Source organism: Bacillus crepusculi (assembly GCF_014764715.1).
GTDB lineage: Bacteria > Bacillota > Bacilli > Bacillales > Bacillaceae > Bacillus.
In genome coordinates this window covers 382,829-404,608 of the sequence record NZ_JACXXE010000003.1, presented here as the reverse complement: position 1 = coordinate 404,608, position 21,780 = coordinate 382,829, and the positions used below count along the sequence as shown (strand labels likewise).

20 protein-coding genes are annotated in these 21,780 nt (G+C 41.6%); 10 read left to right on the top strand and 10 right to left on the bottom strand.

Translation table 11 applies throughout. From position 1 onward, the window contains the following. Positions 1-23: 23 nt before the first annotated feature. The gene (locus IEE86_RS08870) at positions 24-434 is read left to right on the top strand and encodes a DoxX family protein (RefSeq protein ID WP_191096874.1); all 411 of its coding nucleotides are present in this window, start codon (positions 24-26) and stop codon (positions 432-434) included. 192 nt (positions 435-626) lie between these two features. On the opposite strand, the gene IEE86_RS08865 is transcribed toward IEE86_RS08870, so the two are convergent. Then, positions 627-1,073 carry a ferritin-like domain-containing protein gene (locus tag IEE86_RS08865; protein WP_191096873.1) on the bottom strand — a complete coding sequence of 149 codons (447 nt, stop codon included), beginning with the start codon at positions 1,071-1,073 and terminating at the stop codon, positions 627-629. Positions 1,074-1,240: 167 nt separating this feature from the next. On the opposite strand from IEE86_RS08865, the gene addB reads away from it, so the two are divergent. Genes addB through IEE86_RS08840 form a run of 5 tightly spaced genes read left to right on the top strand, consistent with a single transcriptional unit; the run spans position 1,241 to position 13,345 of the window. Further along, complete coding sequence (addB, locus tag IEE86_RS08860) at positions 1,241-4,750, top strand: helicase-exonuclease AddAB subunit AddB (protein WP_191096872.1); 3,510 nt, start codon at positions 1,241-1,243, stop codon at positions 4,748-4,750. Continuing rightward, the gene (gene addA, locus IEE86_RS08855; RefSeq protein ID WP_191096871.1) at positions 4,728-8,432 is read left to right on the top strand and encodes a helicase-exonuclease AddAB subunit AddA; all 3,705 of its coding nucleotides are present in this window, start codon (positions 4,728-4,730) and stop codon (positions 8,430-8,432) included. The genes addB and addA overlap by 23 nt, the downstream gene beginning before the upstream one ends. A gap of 26 nt (positions 8,433-8,458) precedes the next feature. Continuing rightward, a complete protein-coding gene (gene sbcD, locus IEE86_RS08850) occupies positions 8,459-9,634 on the top strand; it encodes an exonuclease subunit SbcD (protein WP_191096870.1) in 1,176 nt (391 codons plus the stop codon). Continuing rightward, positions 9,631-13,026 carry an exonuclease subunit SbcC gene (gene sbcC / locus IEE86_RS08845; protein ID WP_191096869.1) on the top strand — a complete coding sequence of 1,132 codons (3,396 nt, stop codon included), beginning with the start codon at positions 9,631-9,633 and terminating at the stop codon, positions 13,024-13,026. Before sbcD ends, sbcC begins: the two co-directional genes overlap by 4 nt. Before the next feature lie 19 nt (positions 13,027-13,045). Next, entirely contained in the window at positions 13,046-13,345 is a 300-nt protein-coding gene (locus IEE86_RS08840; RefSeq protein WP_191096868.1) for an HNH endonuclease, read from the top strand. Between the two features lie 47 nt (positions 13,346-13,392). On the opposite strand, the gene IEE86_RS08835 is transcribed toward IEE86_RS08840, so the two are convergent. The 8 genes from IEE86_RS08835 to IEE86_RS08800 all read right to left on the bottom strand — a co-directional run bounded on the left by IEE86_RS08835 (position 13,393) and on the right by IEE86_RS08800 (position 16,858). Next, positions 13,393-13,611, bottom strand: coding sequence for a spore germination protein (locus tag IEE86_RS08835; RefSeq protein WP_003211468.1), 219 nt, complete (start codon positions 13,609-13,611; stop codon positions 13,393-13,395). 22 nt (positions 13,612-13,633) lie between these two features. Next, entirely contained in the window at positions 13,634-14,065 is a 432-nt protein-coding gene (locus tag IEE86_RS08830; protein ID WP_191096867.1) for a spore germination protein GerPE, read from the bottom strand. After that, positions 14,065-14,241 carry a germination protein GerPD gene (locus tag IEE86_RS08825; protein WP_003210893.1) on the bottom strand — a complete coding sequence of 59 codons (177 nt, stop codon included), beginning with the start codon at positions 14,239-14,241 and terminating at the stop codon, positions 14,065-14,067. The genes IEE86_RS08830 and IEE86_RS08825 overlap by 1 nt, the downstream gene beginning before the upstream one ends. Further along, positions 14,238-14,852: a spore germination protein GerPC gene (gene gerPC, locus IEE86_RS08820; RefSeq protein ID WP_191096866.1), complete on the bottom strand. Its 615-nt coding sequence runs from the start codon at positions 14,850-14,852 to the stop codon at positions 14,238-14,240. Before gerPC ends, IEE86_RS08825 begins: the two co-directional genes overlap by 4 nt. A 30-nt stretch (positions 14,853-14,882) precedes the next feature. Then, positions 14,883-15,116, bottom strand: coding sequence for a spore germination protein GerPB (locus IEE86_RS08815; RefSeq protein WP_191096865.1), 234 nt, complete (start codon positions 15,114-15,116; stop codon positions 14,883-14,885). A 14-nt stretch (positions 15,117-15,130) separates the two neighbouring features. Then, positions 15,131-15,352 (bottom strand): spore germination protein, encoded by a 222-nt coding sequence (locus IEE86_RS08810; RefSeq protein ID WP_003211745.1) that lies wholly within the window; start codon positions 15,350-15,352, stop codon positions 15,131-15,133. Between the two features lie 127 nt (positions 15,353-15,479). Next, positions 15,480-15,641 (bottom strand): aspartyl-phosphate phosphatase Spo0E family protein, encoded by a 162-nt coding sequence (locus IEE86_RS08805; RefSeq protein WP_191096864.1) that lies wholly within the window; start codon positions 15,639-15,641, stop codon positions 15,480-15,482. A gap of 122 nt (positions 15,642-15,763) precedes the next feature. Beyond that, a complete protein-coding gene (locus IEE86_RS08800; protein WP_191096863.1) occupies positions 15,764-16,858 on the bottom strand; it encodes a CotH kinase family protein in 1,095 nt (364 codons plus the stop codon). Between the two features lie 204 nt (positions 16,859-17,062). On the opposite strand from IEE86_RS08800, the gene IEE86_RS19660 reads away from it, so the two are divergent. From IEE86_RS19660 to IEE86_RS08790, 3 genes are all read left to right on the top strand, one after another. Next, positions 17,063-17,629 (top strand): CotG/ExsB N-terminal domain-containing protein, encoded by a 567-nt coding sequence (locus IEE86_RS19660; RefSeq protein WP_411955687.1) that lies wholly within the window; start codon positions 17,063-17,065, stop codon positions 17,627-17,629. A gap of 125 nt (positions 17,630-17,754) precedes the next feature. Continuing rightward, entirely contained in the window at positions 17,755-18,660 is a 906-nt protein-coding gene (locus IEE86_RS08795) for a fumarylacetoacetate hydrolase family protein (RefSeq protein ID WP_191096862.1), read from the top strand. 92 nt (positions 18,661-18,752) lie between these two features. Next, complete coding sequence (locus tag IEE86_RS08790; RefSeq protein ID WP_191096861.1) at positions 18,753-19,121, top strand: YisL family protein; 369 nt, start codon at positions 18,753-18,755, stop codon at positions 19,119-19,121. Positions 19,122-19,160: 39 nt separating this feature from the next. Here the strand turns inward: IEE86_RS08790 and IEE86_RS08785 are convergent, their stop codons facing one another. Beyond that, the gene (locus IEE86_RS08785) at positions 19,161-19,688 is read right to left on the bottom strand and encodes a DUF2777 family protein (protein ID WP_191096860.1); all 528 of its coding nucleotides are present in this window, start codon (positions 19,686-19,688) and stop codon (positions 19,161-19,163) included. 154 nt (positions 19,689-19,842) lie between these two features. On the opposite strand from IEE86_RS08785, the gene asnB reads away from it, so the two are divergent. After that, complete coding sequence (asnB, locus tag IEE86_RS08780) at positions 19,843-21,684, top strand: asparagine synthase (glutamine-hydrolyzing) (RefSeq protein ID WP_191096928.1); 1,842 nt, start codon at positions 19,843-19,845, stop codon at positions 21,682-21,684. Positions 21,685-21,780 lie beyond the last annotated feature (96 nt).

Below are 21,780 nucleotides of genomic sequence, written 5' to 3'. Positions count from 1 at the left end.
TAAAAACAGGAGGAAATCACTATATGAAAACGAATCAAGAAATAGGAACACTTTTCGTACGTGTTGTTTTAGGGATTATTTTCTTTTTGCACGGGCTTCAGGCATATCAAGGAGGGCTGGGAGGCGCGGCAGCATTCTTTGGCCAAATCGGTGTCCCGGAATTTATGGCCTATATTGTAAAGACAATTGAACTGGTCGGTGGTATCGCTCTGATTTTAGGTCTTGGAACACGTATTTTCGCCGCGTTATTTGTGCCAATTATGGCTGTGGCGATTATAACAGTTGGTTTTTCTAAAGGATTTGTAGGCGGCTATGAATTTGAACTTTCTTTATTGGTTATGGCGCTTTATTTGACGCTTAGCGGCAGTAAGATGCTGTCAATTGATGGGGTACTCAAACATCAGCAGCAAAGCAATGAAGCAAAATTTCATTAAAATATGATAAAAAACTCCTTCTGCTTTTGTAGCAGAGGAGTTTTTTTGGTTAAATCGCCTTTTTCTCGTTTGAAAAAGTGGAATATAGGAGAGGTTTTGTTGGTGATAGCACTTTATTTCACATATTGAATGAACGAAAAGGCATTTTCATTTTTTGACGGAACATACGATCTCCTATTAAAATAGGATTATCTAAGACACATGGTGCGTTAAAAGATATAAAAACCATACAGCATGCTGTTGTTCATCTTGAGCGATACGTTTCATTAACTCTTTTGTTCCTTGGTCCCGGACATAGTCTGATACCGTTAAGTAAAAATCGACCGTTTTTTGTTCGTCTTTAAAGGCGAAAACAAGGCCTTCTCTGAATTGATCTGGACAAGGTTCTGTAATGCTTGGTTTGTGGTTTTTACCAGTTAAAGAATAGTATAGCTTTGAAAATAGTTGATAGTGTCTGACTTCGTCCTGGCGTATTTCTTGAATGACCTTTTTCGCTTCAGGATTTTTTGCTTTTTGGGCGAGTTTTTCGTAGCATTGGATCGCAGAATATTCACCATTAATGGCCTTCTCAAGGTCTGAAATGATTCTTGTGTTTTGGCGCATGTCATATGGCGAGTAGTCATAATAACCGTAATACATGATATTGCCAGCCTCCTTTTAGATCATGATGGTTTATGATATGAAAAGAGCTAGGAAAGGTGCCTATTTCTTTTCGGTGAAGAAGGAGAAAGCGAACGTGATAGGAAAATAGCTATTTACCCTTATTTTCGCTAGAATATGAGTACATAGGAAAGGTGTTGTGGAACGTGGAAATTCAGTTTTTAGCAGGCAGATCGGGGAGTGGAAAAACGACTGCAATCTTAGAAGAGATCAAAGAACAGCTTCGGCTTGATCCGTTGGGTCCGCCAATCATTTTTTTAGTCCCGGATCAAATGACATTTTTAATGGAATATGAGCTTGCAAAAACGTCTGAAGCTGGCGGGATGATCAGGGCCAAAGTATTTAGTTTTACTCGCCTTGCTTGGTCTATTTTACAGCAGACTGGCGGAGCGAACCGGCAATTTGTCACAAGCACAGGGATTCAAATGCTTTTAAGAAAAGTAATTGAAGAGCAGAAAGAAAAGTTTAAGCTTTTCAAAAAAGCGAGTGATAAGCCGGGATTTGTAGAGCAAATAGAAAAGACGATGGCTGAATTCAAAAGGTACTGCATGCTGCCGGAGGATATTGAAAAAATTTCAGTGTCCAGTATGCATTCAGAGTATACAGAAGAAAGACGAGCGGCAGAAAAATTGCATGATCTGCATGTTCTTTATCAGCAGATGGAGCAGCATTTACAAGATGAATATGTGCACTCAGAAGATTATTTGACACTTCTCACGCAGCAAATTCCTTTATCTGATGAACTAAAAGGAGCACATATTTATATAGATGGTTTTTATCAGTTTACCCCGCAGCAGCTTCTCGTTATTGAGCAGCTTTTGCTGCATACAGCAAAAATCACCGCTGCTTTCACAGTGGATCGCTCCTATCATGACACGCAGCCAATGGAGCTTGATTTATTTCGCATGACAGGTAAAACGTACTTTCAACTCTATCAGCTTGCCAAAGAGTGTGGAGCGGCCATTTCTGAGACCATTTTGGAGAGAAATCACCGGCATCTTCATACACCCGATCTGGCTTATTTAGAAAATCAATATGAGCAGAGACCCGTGAAGCCGTATCAAGAAGAAACGCCGCATATCACAGTATCTAAAAGTGCAAACAAACGAGCTGAGATTGAGGGAGTAGCGAGAGATATTCTTGATTTAGTGAGAGAGGAAGGCTTCAGGTTACGAGATATTTCGATTGTGGCAAGGCATGTAGATGACTATAAGGATACGTTAAAAGAGGTTTTTCGAGATTACGATATTCCTTTTTTTATTGATGGAAATGAATCGATGCAGTATCATCCACTCATTGAATTGATTCGTTCGAGCTTGGATGTTATAAAAGGAAACTGGCGGTATGAAGCGGTGTTTCGCTGTGTGAAAACAGAGTTTCTATTTCCTCTCGAACTCGCCAAAAACAAAGCGAGAGAACAGGCAGATCAGCTTGAAAACTATTGTATTGCTTATGGAGTCAAAGGGGAGCGCTGGACAAACGGCTCCCGTTTTCATTACAGGCGATTCCAATCATTAGATGAAGATTTTGGACAAACAGATCAAGAAATTGAAATGGAACAAATGCTGAATGACGTAAAGGAATGGATTGTGCCCCCTCTTTTTCAATTACAAAAAAGATTGAAAAAAGCACAAAAAGTGAGGGACATGGTGGAGGCTGTCTATCTCTTCCTAGAGGAAATACAAGTGCCGGATAAGCTTGAAAAGGCAAGGATTGAGGCTGAAGAAGCAGGTAGATTAACTGAAGCGATGCAGCATGGACAAGTATGGGATGCTGTTATTCAATTAATGGATGAATTTGTTGAAATGCTAGGTGAAGAAGAGCTTTCATTTCCTTTATTCCAACAGATGATGGATACAGGTCTAGCCTCTCTAAAGTTCGCTTTGATTCCACCTTCACTGGATCAAGTATTTATCGGAAGTATGGATTTATCCAGAATGTATCAAGTGAAGTGCATGTTTATCATTGGTGTAAATGATGGCGTTATTCCTGCACGCCCCTCTGATGAAAGTGTATTGTCTGAGGATGACCGGGAGTGGTTAAAACGAGCAGGAGCAGAGCTGGCAGAGACAGGAAAGGAACGGCTGCTAGATGAGCAATTTTTAATTTACCAAGCGTTATCAAGTCCATCGCGCCATTTGTATTTATCTTATTCGATTTCAGATGCAGAAGGCCGTTCTTTATTGCCTTCGACACTTATCAAGTATTGTCAGGAGCTTATGCCAAATCATCAGCATGCTCTTTATGTGTTAGACCCGGAACAGCTGGATAACGAGGAGCAATTAAAATTTGTAGCGAATGAGCATGTCGCATTATCGTATACCGTCTCGCAGCTGCAACAATGGCTCAACCAATATCCCATCAGCGGTGTATGGTGGAGTGTCTATAACTATTTAATGACATCCCCTAATCGGGATGTATCCAAAAATATCATGTCGAGCTTGTTTTTTACAAATAGAGCGAGACGTTTAAATCCAAATGTTACAAAAGAGCTTTACGGTGATCATATTCAAGGTAGCGTTTCAAGAATGGAGAAATTCAATGCGTGTGCATTTTCTCATTTTGCTTCCCACGGGCTAAAGCTAAAGGATCGACAATTTTACAAATTGGAAGCACCCGATATCGGTCAGTTGTTTCATTCAGCTTTAAAACATATTTCAGATACGCTCATTGAACAAAAAAAGGATTGGAAAAACTTAACGAAGGAAGATTGTGTCACTTACTCAAGGCATGCAATTGAACAGCTTGCCCCGCGTTTGCAAAAGGAAATTTTATTAAGCTCTAATCGGCATGCTTATATCAAAGAAAAGCTTCAGAAGATCCTGATTCGCGTCTCTTCTATATTAAGTGAACATGCCAAAGTGAGTGGATTTTCTCCAGTTGGGCTTGAGTTAGGCTTTGGAGGTCAAGGGCCTCTGCCGCCGTTTACTTTTCAATTGAAAAATGGCTGTACGATGGAGCTTGTCGGAAGAATTGACCGTGTGGATAAAGCAGAAGGTTCAAAAGGGCTGCTTTTAAGAATTGTTGACTACAAGTCCAGTGAGAAAGGGCTTGATTTAGCAGAGGTATACTATGGCTTGGCCTTGCAAATGCTCACTTACTTAGACCTGACCATTACTTATTCTAAAGAGTGGCTAGGCATGGAGGCGACTCCTGCTGGAATTTTATATTTCCATATTCACGATCCTCTCATTCAAGCGCCTATTCCGCTAGCAGAGGATGAAATTGAGCAGGAAATATTCAAGAGATTTAAAATGAAGGGTCTATTGCTTGAAGATGTAGAAGCAGTGAAACTAATGGATCAAACACTTGAATCAGGAAAATCTCAAGTCATTCAAGCTGGCTTGAAAAAGGATGGGTCTTTCCGTTCCGATTCTGCTGTTTTAAGTGAAGATCACTTCCACATACTCACACAACACGTTCGGCGCACATTTGAAGAGGCAGGCGAAAGAATTACGAACGGTGAGGTAGAGATTAATCCATATAAATTAAAGGATCAAACACCTTGCCGCTTTTGTTCATTCAAGTCTATTTGCCAATTTGATGAATCGATAGAGGATAACGAATTTAGGGTGCTCACATCAGAGAAAGATGATGTCGTGATAGACCGGATCAAAAAAGAAGGGGATCAGTATGCAAATACCAAAACCGAATAACAGTACTTGGACGGATGACCAATGGGAAGCCATCGTTTCAGAAGGACAAGATATCCTTGTGGCGGCGGCGGCGGGGTCTGGTAAAACAGCTGTTTTGGTTGAACGGCTGATTCGCAAAATGACCCGACCTGAGAATCCAGTTGACGTAGACCGTCTGCTCGTTGTGACTTTTACAAATGCATCCGCAGCAGAAATGAAGCATCGGATCACTGAAGCACTTGAAAAGGAACTAGCCAAAAACCCAGGGTCACTTCATATGAGAAGACAGCTGTCACTCATGAACCGTGCTAACATCTCTACCTTGCACTCATTTTGTTTGCAGGTTCTGCGCACCTTTTATTATGAAATTGACCTTGATCCAGGCTTTCGTTTGGCTGATCAAACAGAAGGAGAATTATTAGGAGATGAAGTGTTAGATGAACTGTTTGAGGATGAATATAAGGCTGGAAAGCCGTCATTCTTTGAACTGGTTGATCGGTACACATCAGACCGTCATGATTTAGATTTGCAATGGCTTGTGAAAAGAATCTATGATTTTTCTAGGTCTCATCCTTCTCCGGAGCAATGGATGCGGGCATTTCTTTCTCTTTATGATGTGGATGCTCAAACAAAAGTAGAAGACTTACCGTTTTATCCATATATCAAAGAGGATCTTTCTCTCGTTTTACGGAGCTGCCAGGAGCTACTTGAACAAGCACTCGCTCTATCAAAAGAGCCGGGGGGCCCAGCACCGAGAGCAGAGAATTTTATAGATGATGTAGAGCAAATCAATGAATTAATCAGGCATCAAGATGATTTTGAGAAGCTTTACGAGCTCTTACCGAGCATCAATTTTAAAAGGCTAAAGACGTGCAAAGGGGACGAATACGATCCTGTTCTGTTAGAAAAAGCCACAGATGCACGCAATCAGGCAAAAAAACAAGTAGAAAAGCTAAAAGATGAATACTTTATGCGCAGTCCTCGTCAGCATTTAAAGAGCTTGGCTGAAATGAAGCCAGTTGTGGAGACCCTTGTGGAGCTTGTCATCCAATTTGGAGAACGTTTCGAGCGAGCAAAGCAAGAAAAGTCGATCGTAGACTTTTCAGATTTAGAGCATTATTGCTTACGTATTTTAGCGAAGCAGGATGAGGAAGGACATTTGATCGAAACAGAAGCAGCTAAATACTATCAACAGCAATTTGAAGAAGTGCTCGTTGATGAATACCAGGATACAAACCTTGTGCAAGAAACGATTTTAAAGCTTGTGTCTAAAGGAAAACATCCTGCAGAAGGCAACCGCTTTATGGTTGGTGATGTAAAGCAGTCCATCTACCGGTTTAGACTGGCTGAGCCAATGCTCTTTTTAAATAAATATAAACAATTTAAAACAGACGGCAACGAAACAGGTAAAAGAATTGATTTAAATAAAAATTTCCGCAGCCGTTCTGATGTTTTAGACAGTACGAACTTTTTGTTCAAACAGCTGATGGGGGAAACAGTTGGAGAAATTGAATATGATGAACAAGCTGAATTAAAGCTTGGAGCGAGTTATCCGCAAAGCGATGATACAACGACAGAAATGCTCCTTGTCCATCTAGATCAACATGAAGCAGACAGCGACGAAGAAAGAGTAGAGCTAGAGACCGTACAATTTGAGGCGAGGGTCATTGCAAAGAAAATAAAGGAATTGGTTGAACAGCCTTTTCAAGTGTACGATGCAAAACAGCAAATGACCCGCAACCTGCAATATCGAGATATCGTGATTTTGCTTCGGTCCATGCCGTGGGCTCCGCAAATGATGGAGGAATTGAAGAAGCAGGGAATCCCTGTTTATGCGAATCTTTCCTCGGGTTATTTCGAAGCTACAGAGGTATCTGTCGTTCTTTCTCTGTTAAAAGTCATTGATAATCCGTATCAGGATATCCCACTTGCAGCTGTTTTAAGATCACCAATTGTTCATTTAGATGAAAATGAGATGGCACTGATTAGAACGAGTGATAAAAAAGGCACTTATTATGATGCTGTAAAAGCGTTCATGAGTGTAACCCATTCTGATCACCCTACATGCAAAAAACTAGAGAGATTCTTTCAATTGCTACGTAAGTGGCGTGATTTCTCTATGAATCATTCGGTAGCAGAATTGATTTGGGAAGTGTACCGTGATACCCAGTATGTGGATTATGTTGGCGGGATGCCTGGCGGGAAGCAGAGACAGGCGAATCTCCGTGCGCTTTATGATCGAGCAAAGCAGTATGAGAAGGCTGCCTTTAGAGGACTGTTTCGATTCCTTCGTTTTATTGAAAGAATGCAAGAGCGTGGAGATGATCTTGGAGCAGCGAAAACGTTCAGTGAAACAGAGGACGTTGTCCGCATGATGACAATACACAGCAGTAAAGGCTTAGAATTTCCAGTTGTCTTTACCGCAGGACTCGGCAGGAACTTTAATATGATGGATTTAAACCAGTCCTACTTGCTCGATAAAGAACTAGGTTTTGGAAGCAAATATATTCATCCAGAGCTAAGAATTAGTTACGCGACATTACCACTTGTGGCGATGAAAAAAAAGATGAGAAAAGAGTTATTATCTGAAGAGCTGAGGGTGTTATACGTGGCACTTACAAGGGCCAAGGAAAAATTATTTCTTGTCGGCTCCGTCAAAAATCAGGTGAAAGCATTAAGTAAATGGCAAAGTGTTGCAAATGGAGAAGAGTGGCTCCTTCCTGATTTTGAACGATACCAAGCCAAAACGTACTTAGATTTTATTGGACCTGCTCTTATCCGTCATCAAGCGATGTCATCCATTTTAGAAGAAGCAGGCGATATTGTACTCTCGCACCCATCATCATTTACCATCTCATTTACTCAAGCCTCCGATCTTTTAAAAGAAGATGTGTCACTTGAAAAGAAACAGCACGACGAAGTGATGCAAGCATTAATGGAAGGTCTTCCTGTGAAAGGATATGGTGATTGTGAAGAGGAGATTGCAAAGAGACTCTCATGGAAATACCCATATGTAGCAGCCTCGAAGGTCGGTACAAAGCAGTCTGTTTCAGAGATAAAAAGGATGAAAGAAATACAGGATGAGTACAGCATTCCTTCTTCTATTCGAAAAGCACGTGCAACATTGTATGATCGGCCGGCTTTTATGAAGAAAAAAACACTTACTGCCGCAGAACAAGGTACTGCGATGCATACAGTCATGCAGCACATCCCGCTTCCTTCAGAGGAGCCCTATGATGAATCTCGTATAGAGCAGCTTCTCGATTCCTTACAGCAGCGAGACTTACTATCAGATGAGCAAATCCAGTCTATTGATCGAGAAGGGATTATGGCCTTCTTTTCTACTTCTATTGGTCAAAAGCTCCGGAAAGCGGACTGGGTGAAACGAGAAGTGTCATTTAGTATGATTGTCCCTGTCAAAGAGGTGTACAGCCATATTGATGCAGAGGATGAACCTGTGCTTATTCAAGGAATGATTGATTGTTTGTTTGAAGCAGATGGAAAGCTTTATTTACTGGATTATAAAACAGATAGAGTGCAAGGCAGATATTCAGGTGGACTAGAGGCTGCTGAACCCATTTTGAAAAAGCGCTATGAAACCCAAATCGCGTTATATGCGGCGGCAGTCGAACGTTTAACAAACAGATCATTAGAGGGGAAGATTCTCTATTTCTTTGATGGAAATGTAGAAATTTCTTTATAAATGTATCGGAATGAGAGGTGAATCCTATGAGGATTCTGCATACAGCGGATTGGCATTTAGGGAAAACCCTTGAAGGCCGAAGCCGTCTTGACGAACAAGCTCAGTTTTTAGATGAACTGTATCAAATCGTCAAAGACGAACAAATTGATGTCATTGTGATGGCTGGTGATGCCTTTGATACAGTGAACCCGCCTGCTAGAGCAGAACAGCTTTTTTATGAAAGTTTGTCTGCTTTATCTGATAAAGGAAAGCGTCAGGTTGTGGTCATCTCAGGTAACCATGATAATCCAGATCGCTTATCAGCCGCATCACCTTTAACAAATGATCAGGGGATTCATTTAATTGGCTATCCGACAAATGACATAATCCGCGTTGATGTTCCTTCTGCAAGTGAACGTCTATCGATTGCAGCACTTGCTTATCCGTCCGAAGCGAGGCTAAACGAAGTGCTGTCTGAAACATTTGAAGAGAAACTGCTTCGTGATCATTACAATTTAAAAATACAACAAGCGTTTCAACATTTAAGTGCTCAATTCCAAGCTGATACGGTCAATATCGCAACAAGTCATATTTATGTGGCTGGAGGAAGTCAAACAGATTCAGAAAGACCGATTGAAGTGGGAGGTGCATATACCGTTGCGGCTGAAAGCCTGCCAGAAGCCGCTTGTTATGTCGCGCTTGGTCATTTGCATCGTCCGCAAACAATCAAACGTGCCAAAACGATTGCCCGCTATTCTGGATCACCGCTTGCTTATAGCTTTTCAGAATCAGGCTATGCCAAATCAGTCACGATTGTAGATGCAAAGCCTAATGAAAAAGCCAGCTGGAAAGAAGTGCTTTTATCAAGCGGCAAACCACTTGTAAAGTGGAAGGCGACTGAGGGACTGAGTCAAGTACACGAGTGGCTAGATGAGAAACGTGATCTTCATGCCTGGATTGATTTAGAGATTCATTTAACAGATCAGCTATCCATTGAAGAGATTCATCAGCTCCGAAAGCAGCATAGTGGTTTTGTCCATATTAGACCAAAATTTAAAGAATTGCAGAAAATAGAAGAACAAAAACAAGTGCAAAAGCTCTCAATCGAAGAGCGGTTCGTTAAATTTTATGAACGCCAGACAGGTGGCGGTCTTCCTGATGAAAAAACAGTCAAGCTGTTTTTAGAGCTTGCCAATGAAATGCAAGAGGAGGAAGCGACTTGAAGCCGATCACGCTAACCATTAAAGGACTTCATAGCTTCAGAGAAGAACAAACCATTGACTTTAGCTCTTTATGTGATGCAGGGGTGTTTGGTATTTTTGGACCGACAGGAAGCGGAAAGTCATCCATATTAGATGCCATGACTCTTGCACTCTACGGCAAAGTCGAACGTGCGTTAAATAATACACACGGTATTTTGAACCAAGCTGAAGAAAAATTGTCAGTTTCCTTTACGTTCGCTTTGCAAAAGGAGCATCACATTTCTTATAAAGTCGAACGTGCTTTCAAACGGGCAGATGAAATGAAAGTCAGAACGACATTATGTCGACTGATTGAAATCAGTGATACGCAGACAGTTCTTGCAGATAAAGCGAGTGAGGTCAATCGTAAAATAGAAGAATTACTTGGATTAACAATTGATGATTTTACGAGAGCGGTTGTCTTACCACAAGGGAAGTTTGCAGAGTTCCTTTCCTTGAAAGGAGCCGACAGACGCCAAATGCTTCAGCGTTTGTTTAACCTAGAAAAATATGGTGATCAGCTCGTCAAGCGTTTGCGGGCGACCGCTCAGAACCAGTATGGCCAGAAAAATGAACTGCTGGCTGAACTGAATGGTTTAGGAGAAGCTGGCCCAGAGGCATTAGCACAAGCGAAGAAAACCGCTGAGCAGGCAAAGGCTATTTTTCATGAAAAAAAACAGATGCGGGACGAAGCGTTAACTGCTTTTACAAAGGCGCAAACGATTTGGCAGTATCAAAAAGAACAAGAGGCATATGAAACGGAAAAAAACAAGCTCAACCTGTTGCTTCCAGCCATGGAAGAGAAAAAAACTCAACTCAACATCGCGGAGCAAGCAGAGACATTAAAACCCTATGCAGATGCATTAACAAAGGCTGAAAAGCAGCTTTCTCAAGCGTCAAAAGAGAAGCAGGAAGCAGAAAAACAGCTAATTCATCAACGAACGATCTATGATCAAAGGACGCAGGAGTATGAACGGGCCCGGCAGAAAAAAATAGAGACTGAGCCAGCGCTGCTTCAAAAGAAAGAACAGCTGATTCAATTAAAGGAAATTGAACGAAAAAAAGAAGCGGTCCTTCATGAAAAGACGACACTCGAGCAGCAAAAAAATGAAAAAGCGCAGCAATTGATACACAAAAAAGCAGAAGCAGAGAATCTTCAATCACTATTAGAGCGTGCACTGACGAAACAAACACAGCTAAAGCGCGAGCTGGAGTCATTACAAGTCTCTGTAAAAGAGCGAAAAAGTGTACAAGAGGCTTTGCGTTTAAGTGAAAATGTTCAAAGAATCAAGCAGAGCATTCAAAAGGAAGAACAAAAGATTGGGGAGCTGAAAAAGCGATCCTCACAGGCTGCAGAAGCATATGAAAAGCTTCAAAAACAGCAAAAAGACCATCATGAAAAAATAGACCAGTCGTTTCAAGCAATTGAACAACTCTATTTTTATGTATGTGAATTTGAACGAGCTCTTACTGAATGGAGTAAGAGAGAACAAAATCACAAGCGCGAAAAATTAAAACAGCGTGATGCTGTAAGGGCAGCAGAATTGAGAAAAGAATTAGCGGCAGAGCTAGTAGATGGTGAGCCATGTCCAGTTTGTGGATCAATTCATCATGATCCAAAGGCAGCGGTAACCAATGACCATGATGAAACCGTTGCTCAAATCGATGAAGTCATTCAAAGAATAGACAAAGAGCTCAAGCAAGCAGAGGAATATGCAAGAGATATGTATGCAGCAAAGCAGCTGCTAGAAACGCATGCCAATCAATTAGTGAAGCAGTTCGCCTTTTTATCTCAAAAAGCCCCCGGTGCGGAAGTAGCTGCAGCAGTAGAGTCAGTGCAACACCCGCAGTCCTTGCATCATCTGATTCAAGAATGGAAAGGCATGAAACAAGATATTCAAGAAGTTGAACGTAAACGTGCTCGTTTAATGGATGAAACCCATGATCAAGCAGCAGAGATGAGCAAAATGGAAGATCAATTGACATTTGAACAGCAGCGTACCCAAGATTTAGAAGTGCTGATCAAGGAGCTTCAATCTGATCTTTCAGAGCAAATAACTCAATTTGAGCAGTCCTTCCCGCACTTTACATTGAGCCAGGTGCAAGAGATGCAAAAGCAAATCGATGAAAAGGACCAACAAGCAGAAGGCTATAAAGAGCGTATTGAGAAAAGTATTTCGTTTTTGGAAGAAAAACAGCAAGCGAAAGAGCAGCTGCAAACAACCATATACGACCTAGAGAGGGAGCTTGATAAACTAGCACATCAGCTAGAAAGTCAGCAGCAACTCATTCATCAATATGAAACAGATATAGGGAGATATCCATTAAACGCTGCCTCTATTTCTGATGAACTCATTGAGGTTGAACAGTCTCTTGCGCATCTAAATAAGACAGAACAGCAATCGTACCAGCAATTTAAGCACGCGCAGGAGCTGTTTAGTGAGGCGCAAAGCCATTTTTCAAGCAGTGAGCGTCAACTCCTAGAGGTTAAACGGCGAAAACAAGAAGCTGAAGCAGCATGGCAAAAAGAAACAGAGTCCTCTCCTTTTCATCAGCCGCAGGAGATTGAGGCTGCTTTTATGGATCAAGCAGAACGTCAGACCGTCAAACAGAAAATTGAGGAATTTGAGGATAAAAGAAAACAATGTGCAGCAAACTTAAAGCGAATTTCTGAACTGCTGAAAGATGAGTCGCTAGATGAAGAGCAGTGGGCAGATATTCAATTAAGAAAAGAAGCGGCAGAAAAAGCACTGGAAGAAGCGACAGTGATGAGCGGGTCTGCACATGAACACCTACGAGTGATTGAAGAAAATCATCAGCGTTTTGCAAGTATTCATGAACGCTTGGCAGAACTGCAGCAAGAAATTGATCGGCTTGATAAGCTACAAACCGTTTTTAAAGGGAATACGTTTGTTGAGTTCTTAGCAGAAGAACAGTTAGAAAGTGTCAGCCGTGATGCATCAGCCCGTCTTGGCATTTTGACAAGACAAAGGTATGCGATTGAAGTCGATTCAGAAGGCGGCTTTGTGATGCGTGATGATGCCAATGGAGGCGTCAGACGCCCGGTGTCTAGCTTATCCGGCGGAGAAACCTTCCTGACGTCACTTGCGCTTGCGCTTGCTCTTTCAGCACAAATTCAGCTGAGAGGTGAGTTCCCGCTGCAATTCTTTTTCCTTGATGAAGGATTCGGTACACTTGATCAAGATTTACTTGACACGGTGATTACTGCCCTGGAGAAGCTACAGTCTCAAAATTTAGCAGTTGGTGTGATCAGCCATGTGGAAGAATTGAAGATGAGACTGCCGAAGAAATTGATAGTCCACCCAGCAGACCCAAGCGGGAAAGGGACAACGGTATCAATGGAATTAATGTAAATGTTGAGGTGATGACAGGGTGGCAAAGCAAACGATTGGATTATGTGAGCTATGCGGAAGACAAGATGTCCTGCTCACGGAACATTATTTAACGCCAAGAGAAGAAGGTGGGGCATTTTTACCGACTGCCTTCCTTTGCATCCCTTGCCATAAACAAGTACATGCTCTTTATACAAACCAGGAGCTTGCCGCACGTTTGAACACCCTTGATGCGCTAAGACAAGACGAAAAGCTTGTTCCATACATCAAATGGATTCGAAAACAGCCGGCAAGCAAGCTGGTCAAAACAAAAAAATCAAGACAACGCAGAAAGAAATAAGCATAAAAAAGCGCTCCTCTAAATGAAATGGGTGTAGAGGAGCCGTTTTATGCATTGCCTACCATATTCTGATCATTTAAGTCAGGATCCACATAGTTGGTGGCGCTAATGCCATTATTTAATATCAAGAAATCTCCGGTATTCCCCGCTCCAGAGCCTAAAGCAGATTTTGACGAACTTTTAGGCGAAAGGTAAAATGAGTCACCGACGTTTACGACGCCTCCAGAAATCGAGTTAATGTAAATGGGTCCGACAATTGCTGGCATAATCGACATCCTTTATTCGAAGTCATATCACCATCATATGCGCAGGTAGGTCCACTTGTGAGTTTGGCGGACTTTCGTCGTTGCTAAATAACTCCCTGATATGCTTCACTCGCGCAACGGCATCCATTCTACACGTAGAGCCGATTTGCAAAACAGAGGAGGATGACACCCCTTCTACATGTATCGAAGAAACTTTAATGACAGGCTTTTCATGGTAAAATGCCGTTCTAACTTTTCGTTCTGGCAGCATTAATGGAATTGGCTCATAATACACTTCAAATTCTTTTGCTTCTAAATTTTCTGCTTCATTGCCATAAAACAAACTAACCGTCCGTTGAACTGCTAACACCTTGACCTTCGGGCATAGCTCCTGTGTATCACCAATTTGAACCACACTCGAAATCCCGACAGAATTCACCTTCGCGAACTTCACTTGAGATGTGCGCTTTATCATTATCGAGGGGCTAGAGGAACAAACGGGCCAATAATAAGAGATTCTGGCGGTGTATCGAAAATCGAGGATAACTGTACATGGTCTGTGTCCCCGATGATAAATAGGGAAGAGGACGATACCCCAACTACTTTAATGCTTCCGGTCTCGATGTTGCGGTTGACAACTGTGAAATTCATCCGTTTTCCTCTCCTTTCGTTTCATTTGGAATATGGGCTAAAAAATGCTCAATTGCCCGTTTTACATCATGTTTCACATATTCAGCGATTTGTTCTGAACGCTGAAGCGGGGTCATATCTTCCCGTTGGGGCAGCTGTCCCGCATAGTATTTAATTCTGCTGTCAATTTGTTTTCGAATGTCCTCAATGATATGGTGTTTATTGCTTTCATCAAGAGAGCCTTCATATCGCTGCTCTAGTTCTTCAAGAAGTTCTGGTGCTTCTTCATTTAAGAATGCATCGACAAGCTGGCGTGTTTGATTAAAAAATTGATCAGCCATTTCTTGCTGCATCATTCCAATTCCCGGGGTTGTTGTTTGGCCCACTTCAAAATTTTGAACACTGTTTGGATCAGATGGATTGAGGCCGATATTCAATGTACCTTCCAGCCGCTCGATTTTCAGTTGATCAAATTGATAATCAATCCGTTCAATATTCGTCGTCGGTTTATCTTTGATCATTTGTATTTCCTGCTGAAGCTCGTTAAGCCTTTTTTCAAGCATCATGATTTGTTGTGTTTGCTTTTGAATGATGCCATACATTTGCGAAGCGTTGCCTTGATAGTCATACATGTCATACACCTCCGGGGATTGCAGATGAACTTAAGATGTTGGTGACTGAAGCGGTACAAAAGGTGCTGTGCTTGCGCCTTGAGATTCTTCAATTCCTTGTGAGCCTGCTGCGGCAGGTGCTGATTCTACGTAGCTGCCTGTGTTATACAGGTTGGAAAGCGCCTTGATTGAACCAGCACTCCCAATTTGCAGAACAGATGAGTTACTCACAGACTCTACACGTAAATAATTAATTTGTATCGCTTGATTAATATAGAAGTTCAACGGATTCTCACTCCTTACAAGTTACCAACAAGCGGTTGATCAATGACATCACTGTCGTACGTATTTGTCACACTTTTATAGTTGCTAATGCGTAATTGATCACCAGTGTTAAAACTGCCTGCGCCAGCAAACGTTTTAACCTGACTATTTGGAGAAATGGTGATGCAGTCTCCAACATGAACGACTCCGCTCGTTCCGACGGCATTTACTTTAAAGGCTCCAACAATAGCCGGCATAGCGGTGCACATCCTTTATAAAATTAGGGCGCTTTGTTTTTGGGCGTTTCACCATAGCTTATGATGGGTCTTTTAATGTGTGATTGTCTTTTTGAAAGCTTTTGATGAGAGGATTTTGGTGTATGGCTTACCCTTTTTTCGAGCAATCTATAGCGGTGTATTTGATGCCTTTATTTAAGAGTGTGTCGAGCTCTTGACTGCACCTGATGGTTTCTTCAGCATTCATACCGAATTTTTTTGCAGTCTCAATTAAATGTAGTCTTTTTTGTTCAATTTCATAATTGATCATAACGGACGCCAACTCTCACATTTTTTATCAAATAGCAGGATATGGTTAGTATACCCTATTTTTCTATAAAAAAAGCTGTTTCGTCAATATGAGTAATAATGTGACAAAATTCGTAATCTTGCTTACGTTTCAAATGTCTCTTTTCTAATCTCAGCCTGTAAATAACGTCGTCTTTTGTTGATATACCCACGGATTAATTCTCGCTCTGATTGCAGTATTTCCTGTCGATCCTTCGTATATGGATCGTCCCCGATTCGTTGCTCAATAGAGCCATGCCATTTCTCGATGATTGGGCAGAGACGTTCCTGTGAAAAATGTGTATTTAGCACATGCTGAAAAAGATCATAATAGTCTCTCTTAAACGAAGGAATATCTAGTAATCTAGCGGTTAATGTATTAAATCCGCTTACCGGGATGTAATCAAACGCCATTTCTTCTCCATGAATGTCACGGCCCCATGTCGCATCATAATCCCAAGGAAGCACTTGAAACCTCCCTTGTTCATTCACATATAGTGCGTAGTTATGAACAAAACCATCAAAATTTTGGGTGCACACCACACCGATGAGCCAGCGGAAATATTGTGTCACATCAAGGTATTGTTCAATTTTTTCTGCAAATGTGTCGTCTCGTGCTGTGTTGAGAAAATAAATAAATTCGCTCAGTTGCTCGTCATGTCTTGATGTACCCATTTTTTTCTCGTATCCGAGAAGAAGATGTTTTTTAGGCTTTTTATCAAATGAACTCAAAAGGGAGAAATTAGCATCGTCATCTACTGCATAATAAATACCGCCTGCTGATAGCTGCCGTTTTTGAAGAAAGAGCTCATCGACGGATTCTAATTTTAAATAAATGCCTTCTTTCCTTCCATTTATGGTCAGGAATACGTGAGAGGCGGCAGGGCTTAGCACCCCCATTTGTTCGAAAAAATAAAAGGACAGCCTGTTTCGAATAAAAGAAGGGTCATTGTATTCTGCATTTAAATGAAAGATGGCCTCGCCTTGTCTTTGCTTTGGTTTTCTATATTCAATTTGATAGGACTTTTTTTTGAGCTTTCTAATGTGTGATCCACGGTATGAAGCATAAATATGTGATTTCGTCTGGCCGGTTTTCAGAATGGCCTCGACAGGTTCGTCGTTCCATATGTCTTTTCTCAATTCAATAAGATCTTTTGGGTGAATCCAAATATCAAGTTGTTTTAAAGGTTCTGTTGTCATACATTCATCAGCCTCCTATGCTCTTTTTTACTATATGAAAATGAAGGAATGTCCTGTACCCGATGGTAGGTATTCATGGAATTTTGAAAGAAAGAGGCATTCGCCAAGAACACTTGTCTACCGAGTCTCGTAACATAAAGCAGAGAAGATAAACAGTTTTGTCTGTTTGTTTTGTCAAAGCATAGACTGGGAGGGGAATTGTTCGTGAGTACATTTGATCATTCACACATTGAACATGCAGTGGATTCACTTCGAAGTGAGGGACGTGATCATCACTTAGATCGTGAACCAGAATCGAGACGTTCGCACAAGTCAGCTCGTTCTCGTCATTCACGTCGTGGTCATTGGTTCTTTGGCGGTGGCGGACGCCGTAAATCACGCCGCAGTAAAAAAAGCTACAGAAGCTATCGCTCAAAAAAATGTTATCGCTCGAAGAAAAGCGTGAAGAGCAAGAAACCATGTAAAAGCAAAAAATCGTACAAAAGTAAAAAATCATACAAAAGTAAAAAATCATACAAAAGTAAAAAATCGTACAAAAGCAAAAAATCATACAAAAGCAAGAAGTCGTATAAAAGTAAAAAATCATACAAAAGCAAACACAGATCCCATCATAAGAAAAGCTGCCGCAAGTCACATCGTAAACGATCTCATCACAGACGAAGTCATTCTTGTCGAAGATGCGGAAAGAAAAAGCATCATTCTCGAAGCAGAGGAAACGTTGATCGTAAATGGGATCAAGGGAATATGTGGGAGTATCGACGCTACCGCTAAACATGAGGTCATCATTTTGAAACCCTTTTTAAAAGAGAGTATGATAAAAAAGGGTTTTTTTTATTTCGTAGAGAAATAAAATGAGACATCATAACTTAGCGAAATGAAGATTGTGAGGGGAAGACATGAAGTTTTTGACAGGTGAAATACACAGCAGAATGTTTACTGGGGTAGTCATTGATGATGAATGGGTGATGGACGTCAAAAAGGCAGAGGCGAAATTATTTGAGCTGGAGACACTGCCAAACTCTTTAGCTGAATGCATCAACATGGGGGACAAGTTTGTTGAACACGTCAGACAGCTCCTTGATTGGGCTGAGAAAAAAGAAGAAGACCGCGGCTCTTATGTATATCCGCTTTCGGACGTCAAACTCCATGCACCAATACCAAAGCCGGCTAAAAACATCATGTGTGTTGGGAAAAATTATCAAGATCATGTCATGGAGATGGGAAGTGCGGCAGATATTCCTAAAGACGTCATGATTTTTACAAAGGCACCTACTTCAGTGGTTGGACACGAAGCGGACATTCTCCTTCATGAAGATGTGACAAGTGAATTGGATTACGAAGGGGAGCTTGCCATCGTGATGGGCAAAACAGGGAGGAATATTGCGCCTGAAGAGGTCCGTGATTATCTATTCGGTTACACCATTTTAAATGACGTGACGGCAAGAGATTTGCAGAAAAAACATAAACAATTTTTCATAGGAAAAAGCTTAGATACATCCTGTCCGGTGGGGCCTTATATCGTTCATAAGTCAGTCATCGAGGATCATGGAGCGCTCCATGTGGAAACAAAGGTAAACGGAGAAGTTCGTCAGTCTGCCAGTACGGAACTAATGATCTTTCCGATTGAGGACATTGTTTCAACTCTATCAAAAGGGATGACACTAGAAGCAGGTGACATCATTGCAACGGGTACACCTTCTGGGGTTGGAAAAGGCTTTGAACCGCCTAAGTTTTTAGCTTCAGGAGATCGTATTGACATCACGATTGAACCGATTGGCACGCTCTCGAATCGCGTTAAATAAAGGGCATGCTGACACAGGATTGTCGTTTTGTGTTCGACTTATTTCGTGGTACGATGTGAAGGTACTTGTTCTGATAAAGGGGGAAATAACAAATGGGAACACATTTACATATTACAGCGTGGGTGTTAGGGATTATTTTATTCTTCGTGGCCTTTGCTCTAGCAGGTAAAAACGACAAAGGTGCTAAAATTGTGCACATGATCGTCAGACTATTCTACTTGCTCATTATTGCAACGGGCGTAGAGCTGTATGTTCGCACAGGAATGAAAATTCCAGGTTTCGGGGGCGAGTATATTGGAAAAATGGTCCTCGGTATCCTTGTGATCGGTTTCATGGAAATGGTTCTTGTCCGCAAGAAAAAAGGAAAATCAGTGACGGGTGTGTTGATTGGTTTTATCGTGTTTGCGATTGTGACCATTCTTCTCGGCTTACGCCTGCCGATCGGTTTTCATATTTTTTAAACGAAAAAGGGCATTGCTTATTCGAAGCAGTGCCCTTTTTTATTTGGCATCAAACTGTGAAACAGATCTTTGACCGTCAGAAGTGGTCCATTCCAAACGTATGTGATCTGCGGCAGGCTCATGATGACATTGGAGTGCAAGTGATTGTGTATCTGCCGAAAACTGAAAGAAAGAGACGCGTTGAAAAGAATGAAAGGAGGAGAAAACACAATCGTAGACGGAAAAGCCAAGCTGTTCTACTTGTTCAATGATTTGATAAAAGACGTTTTCAGGTACGAACATGAGGAAGTCAAGCCATCCCTTGGCAAGAGACGCTGTATACTGAATCATTTCACCGCCTTGTACCTCCAGCAACTGTCCGTTTTCATGGAGAATCATAGACCCAAGCAATTCTCCTTTTGTCCATCGGTCATTTTCTTTCAAATAGATCATCGTGCTTTGAAGACTTTCTGGCAGCATGATCTCTCCTTCTTCATCTTCGATCAGACAATGCCCATTTTCAATTAGTAAATACCCGTTACACCATCTTCGGCTAGAGCGCTCAAGATGTTTCATTCGTTTCTCCATGTGCAAAAGCTCCTTTCCTCTTTCCTTTCTTACCAAAAGATGCTTGTCCTATACGCCGGGAAAAAAGGACAAATCAACTATCAAGGTGACGATGCATAAACTAAGAAAGGCTGAATGAGAACACTTGATGAAAAACGGATGGGAGCTGATGATGATGTGTGGAATAACAGGCTGGGCAGACTTTAAAAAGCAGCTCATCCAACAGGATCATGTAATCAATCAAATGACAGATACATTATCTAAAAGAGGGCCAGATGATACAAATACGTGGAAAAGTGAGCACGTTCTTTTCGGGCATAAAAGGTTAGCGGTTGTAGATGTAGAAGGCGGAAAGCAGCCGATGACATATACACATCAAAACCATGCTTATACGGTTGTATACAATGGAGAGCTATATAACACGGAGGATATTAGAAAAGAGTTATTAAAAAGGGGGCACCGGTTTCTAGGGCATTCTGATACAGAGGTTCTTCTTCACGCCTACACAGAATGGAAGGAAGAGTGTGTCACCCATTTTAATGGTATTTTTGCATTTGTGATCTGGGATAGTGAGCGTGAATTATTATTTGCAGGGAGAGACCGGCTCGGCGTCAAGCCATTTTTCTATACAGAACGTCATCATTCCTTTTTATTTGGTTCAGAAATTAAAGCACTCCTTGCTCACCCTGAGATAAAAGCAAAAGTTGATCATGAGGGGTTATCGGAGATCTTTGGCTTAGGACCGTCTAGAACACCGGGGCAAGGGGTTTTTAAAGGTGTAAAAGAGCTGAGACCTGCACATGCTTTGACTTTTTCAAAAGATGGTCTGCGTGTGTGGAGGTACTGGAATGTCAAAAGCGAGCGGCATACAGACTCACTTGATGACACCGCCCAGCACGTTAAACATCTCTTTACAGATGCTGTCACAAGACAGCTCGTCTCTGATGTGCCTGTTTGTACATTCTTATCTGGCGGCGTCGATTCTAGTGCCATTACGGCCATCGCTGCTAAGCACTTTGAGCAAATAGGAAAAGCGCCGCTTCATACGTATTCCGTTGACTACGAAGGGAATGATCAATTCTTTGAGGCAAGTCAATTCCAGCCGAATGCTGACGGTCCTTGGATTGATCAAATGACCAAAGCCTTTCAAACGAATCACCACAGCTGTGTTATTGGGCAAAAAGAGCTGGCTTCTTATTTGAAGGAAGCGGTTGAAGTTCGAGATTTACCTGGTATGGCAGATATTGATTCGTCGTTACTGTGGTTCTGCCGAGAAATTAAAAAGGATTTCGTTGTCGGATTATCAGGTGAATGTGCTGATGAAATTTTTGGAGGCTATCCGTGGTTTCATATGGCAAATGAAACGAATGGTTTTCCATGGATGAGATCGACTGAAGCTAGAACGCAGCTTCTTCAAGACTCGTGGCAAAAGAAACTATCACTGAAGGAATACGCACAAAGCAAATATGAAGAAACCGTGGCAGAAACACCTCTTTTAGATGGAGAAACTGGAGTGCAAAAAGCCAGGAGAGAACTTTTTTACTTAAATATGGTCTGGTTCATGACCACACTGCTAGATCGAAAAGATCGAATGAGTATGGGCGCAAGTCTTGAGGTGCGTGTGCCATTTGCAGACCATCGCCTTGTTGAATATGTGTGGAATATTCCTTGGGAAATGAAAATGCATGGAAATCGTGAAAAAGGGGTTTTGCGAAAAGCATTAGAGGGAATTTTACCGAATGAAGTGCTTTATCGCAAGAAGAGTCCTTACCCCAAAACGCATCATCCAGCCTACACCCAGGCTGTGAAAGAGATGCTAACAGATTGCCTTCTGCAAAAGGATTCTGTGCTTCATGAATTTTTAGATCCCCACCAATTGAAACAGCTAATTGAAACCGAAGGGGCTTCCTTTCAAGTGCCTTGGTATGGCCAGCTTATGAAGGGCCCGCAGCTAATCGCGCACCTGGCGCAGATTCATCATTGGTTTGAAACCTATCGTATTGATATAGACACGTAAATAAAGGTCGGCTTTCTTGCACTTGTTGAAAGGAAGCCGGCTTTTTTGATACATAACATGAGACTTTTAGAGCACATCGAAAGTTGATCTAATCTT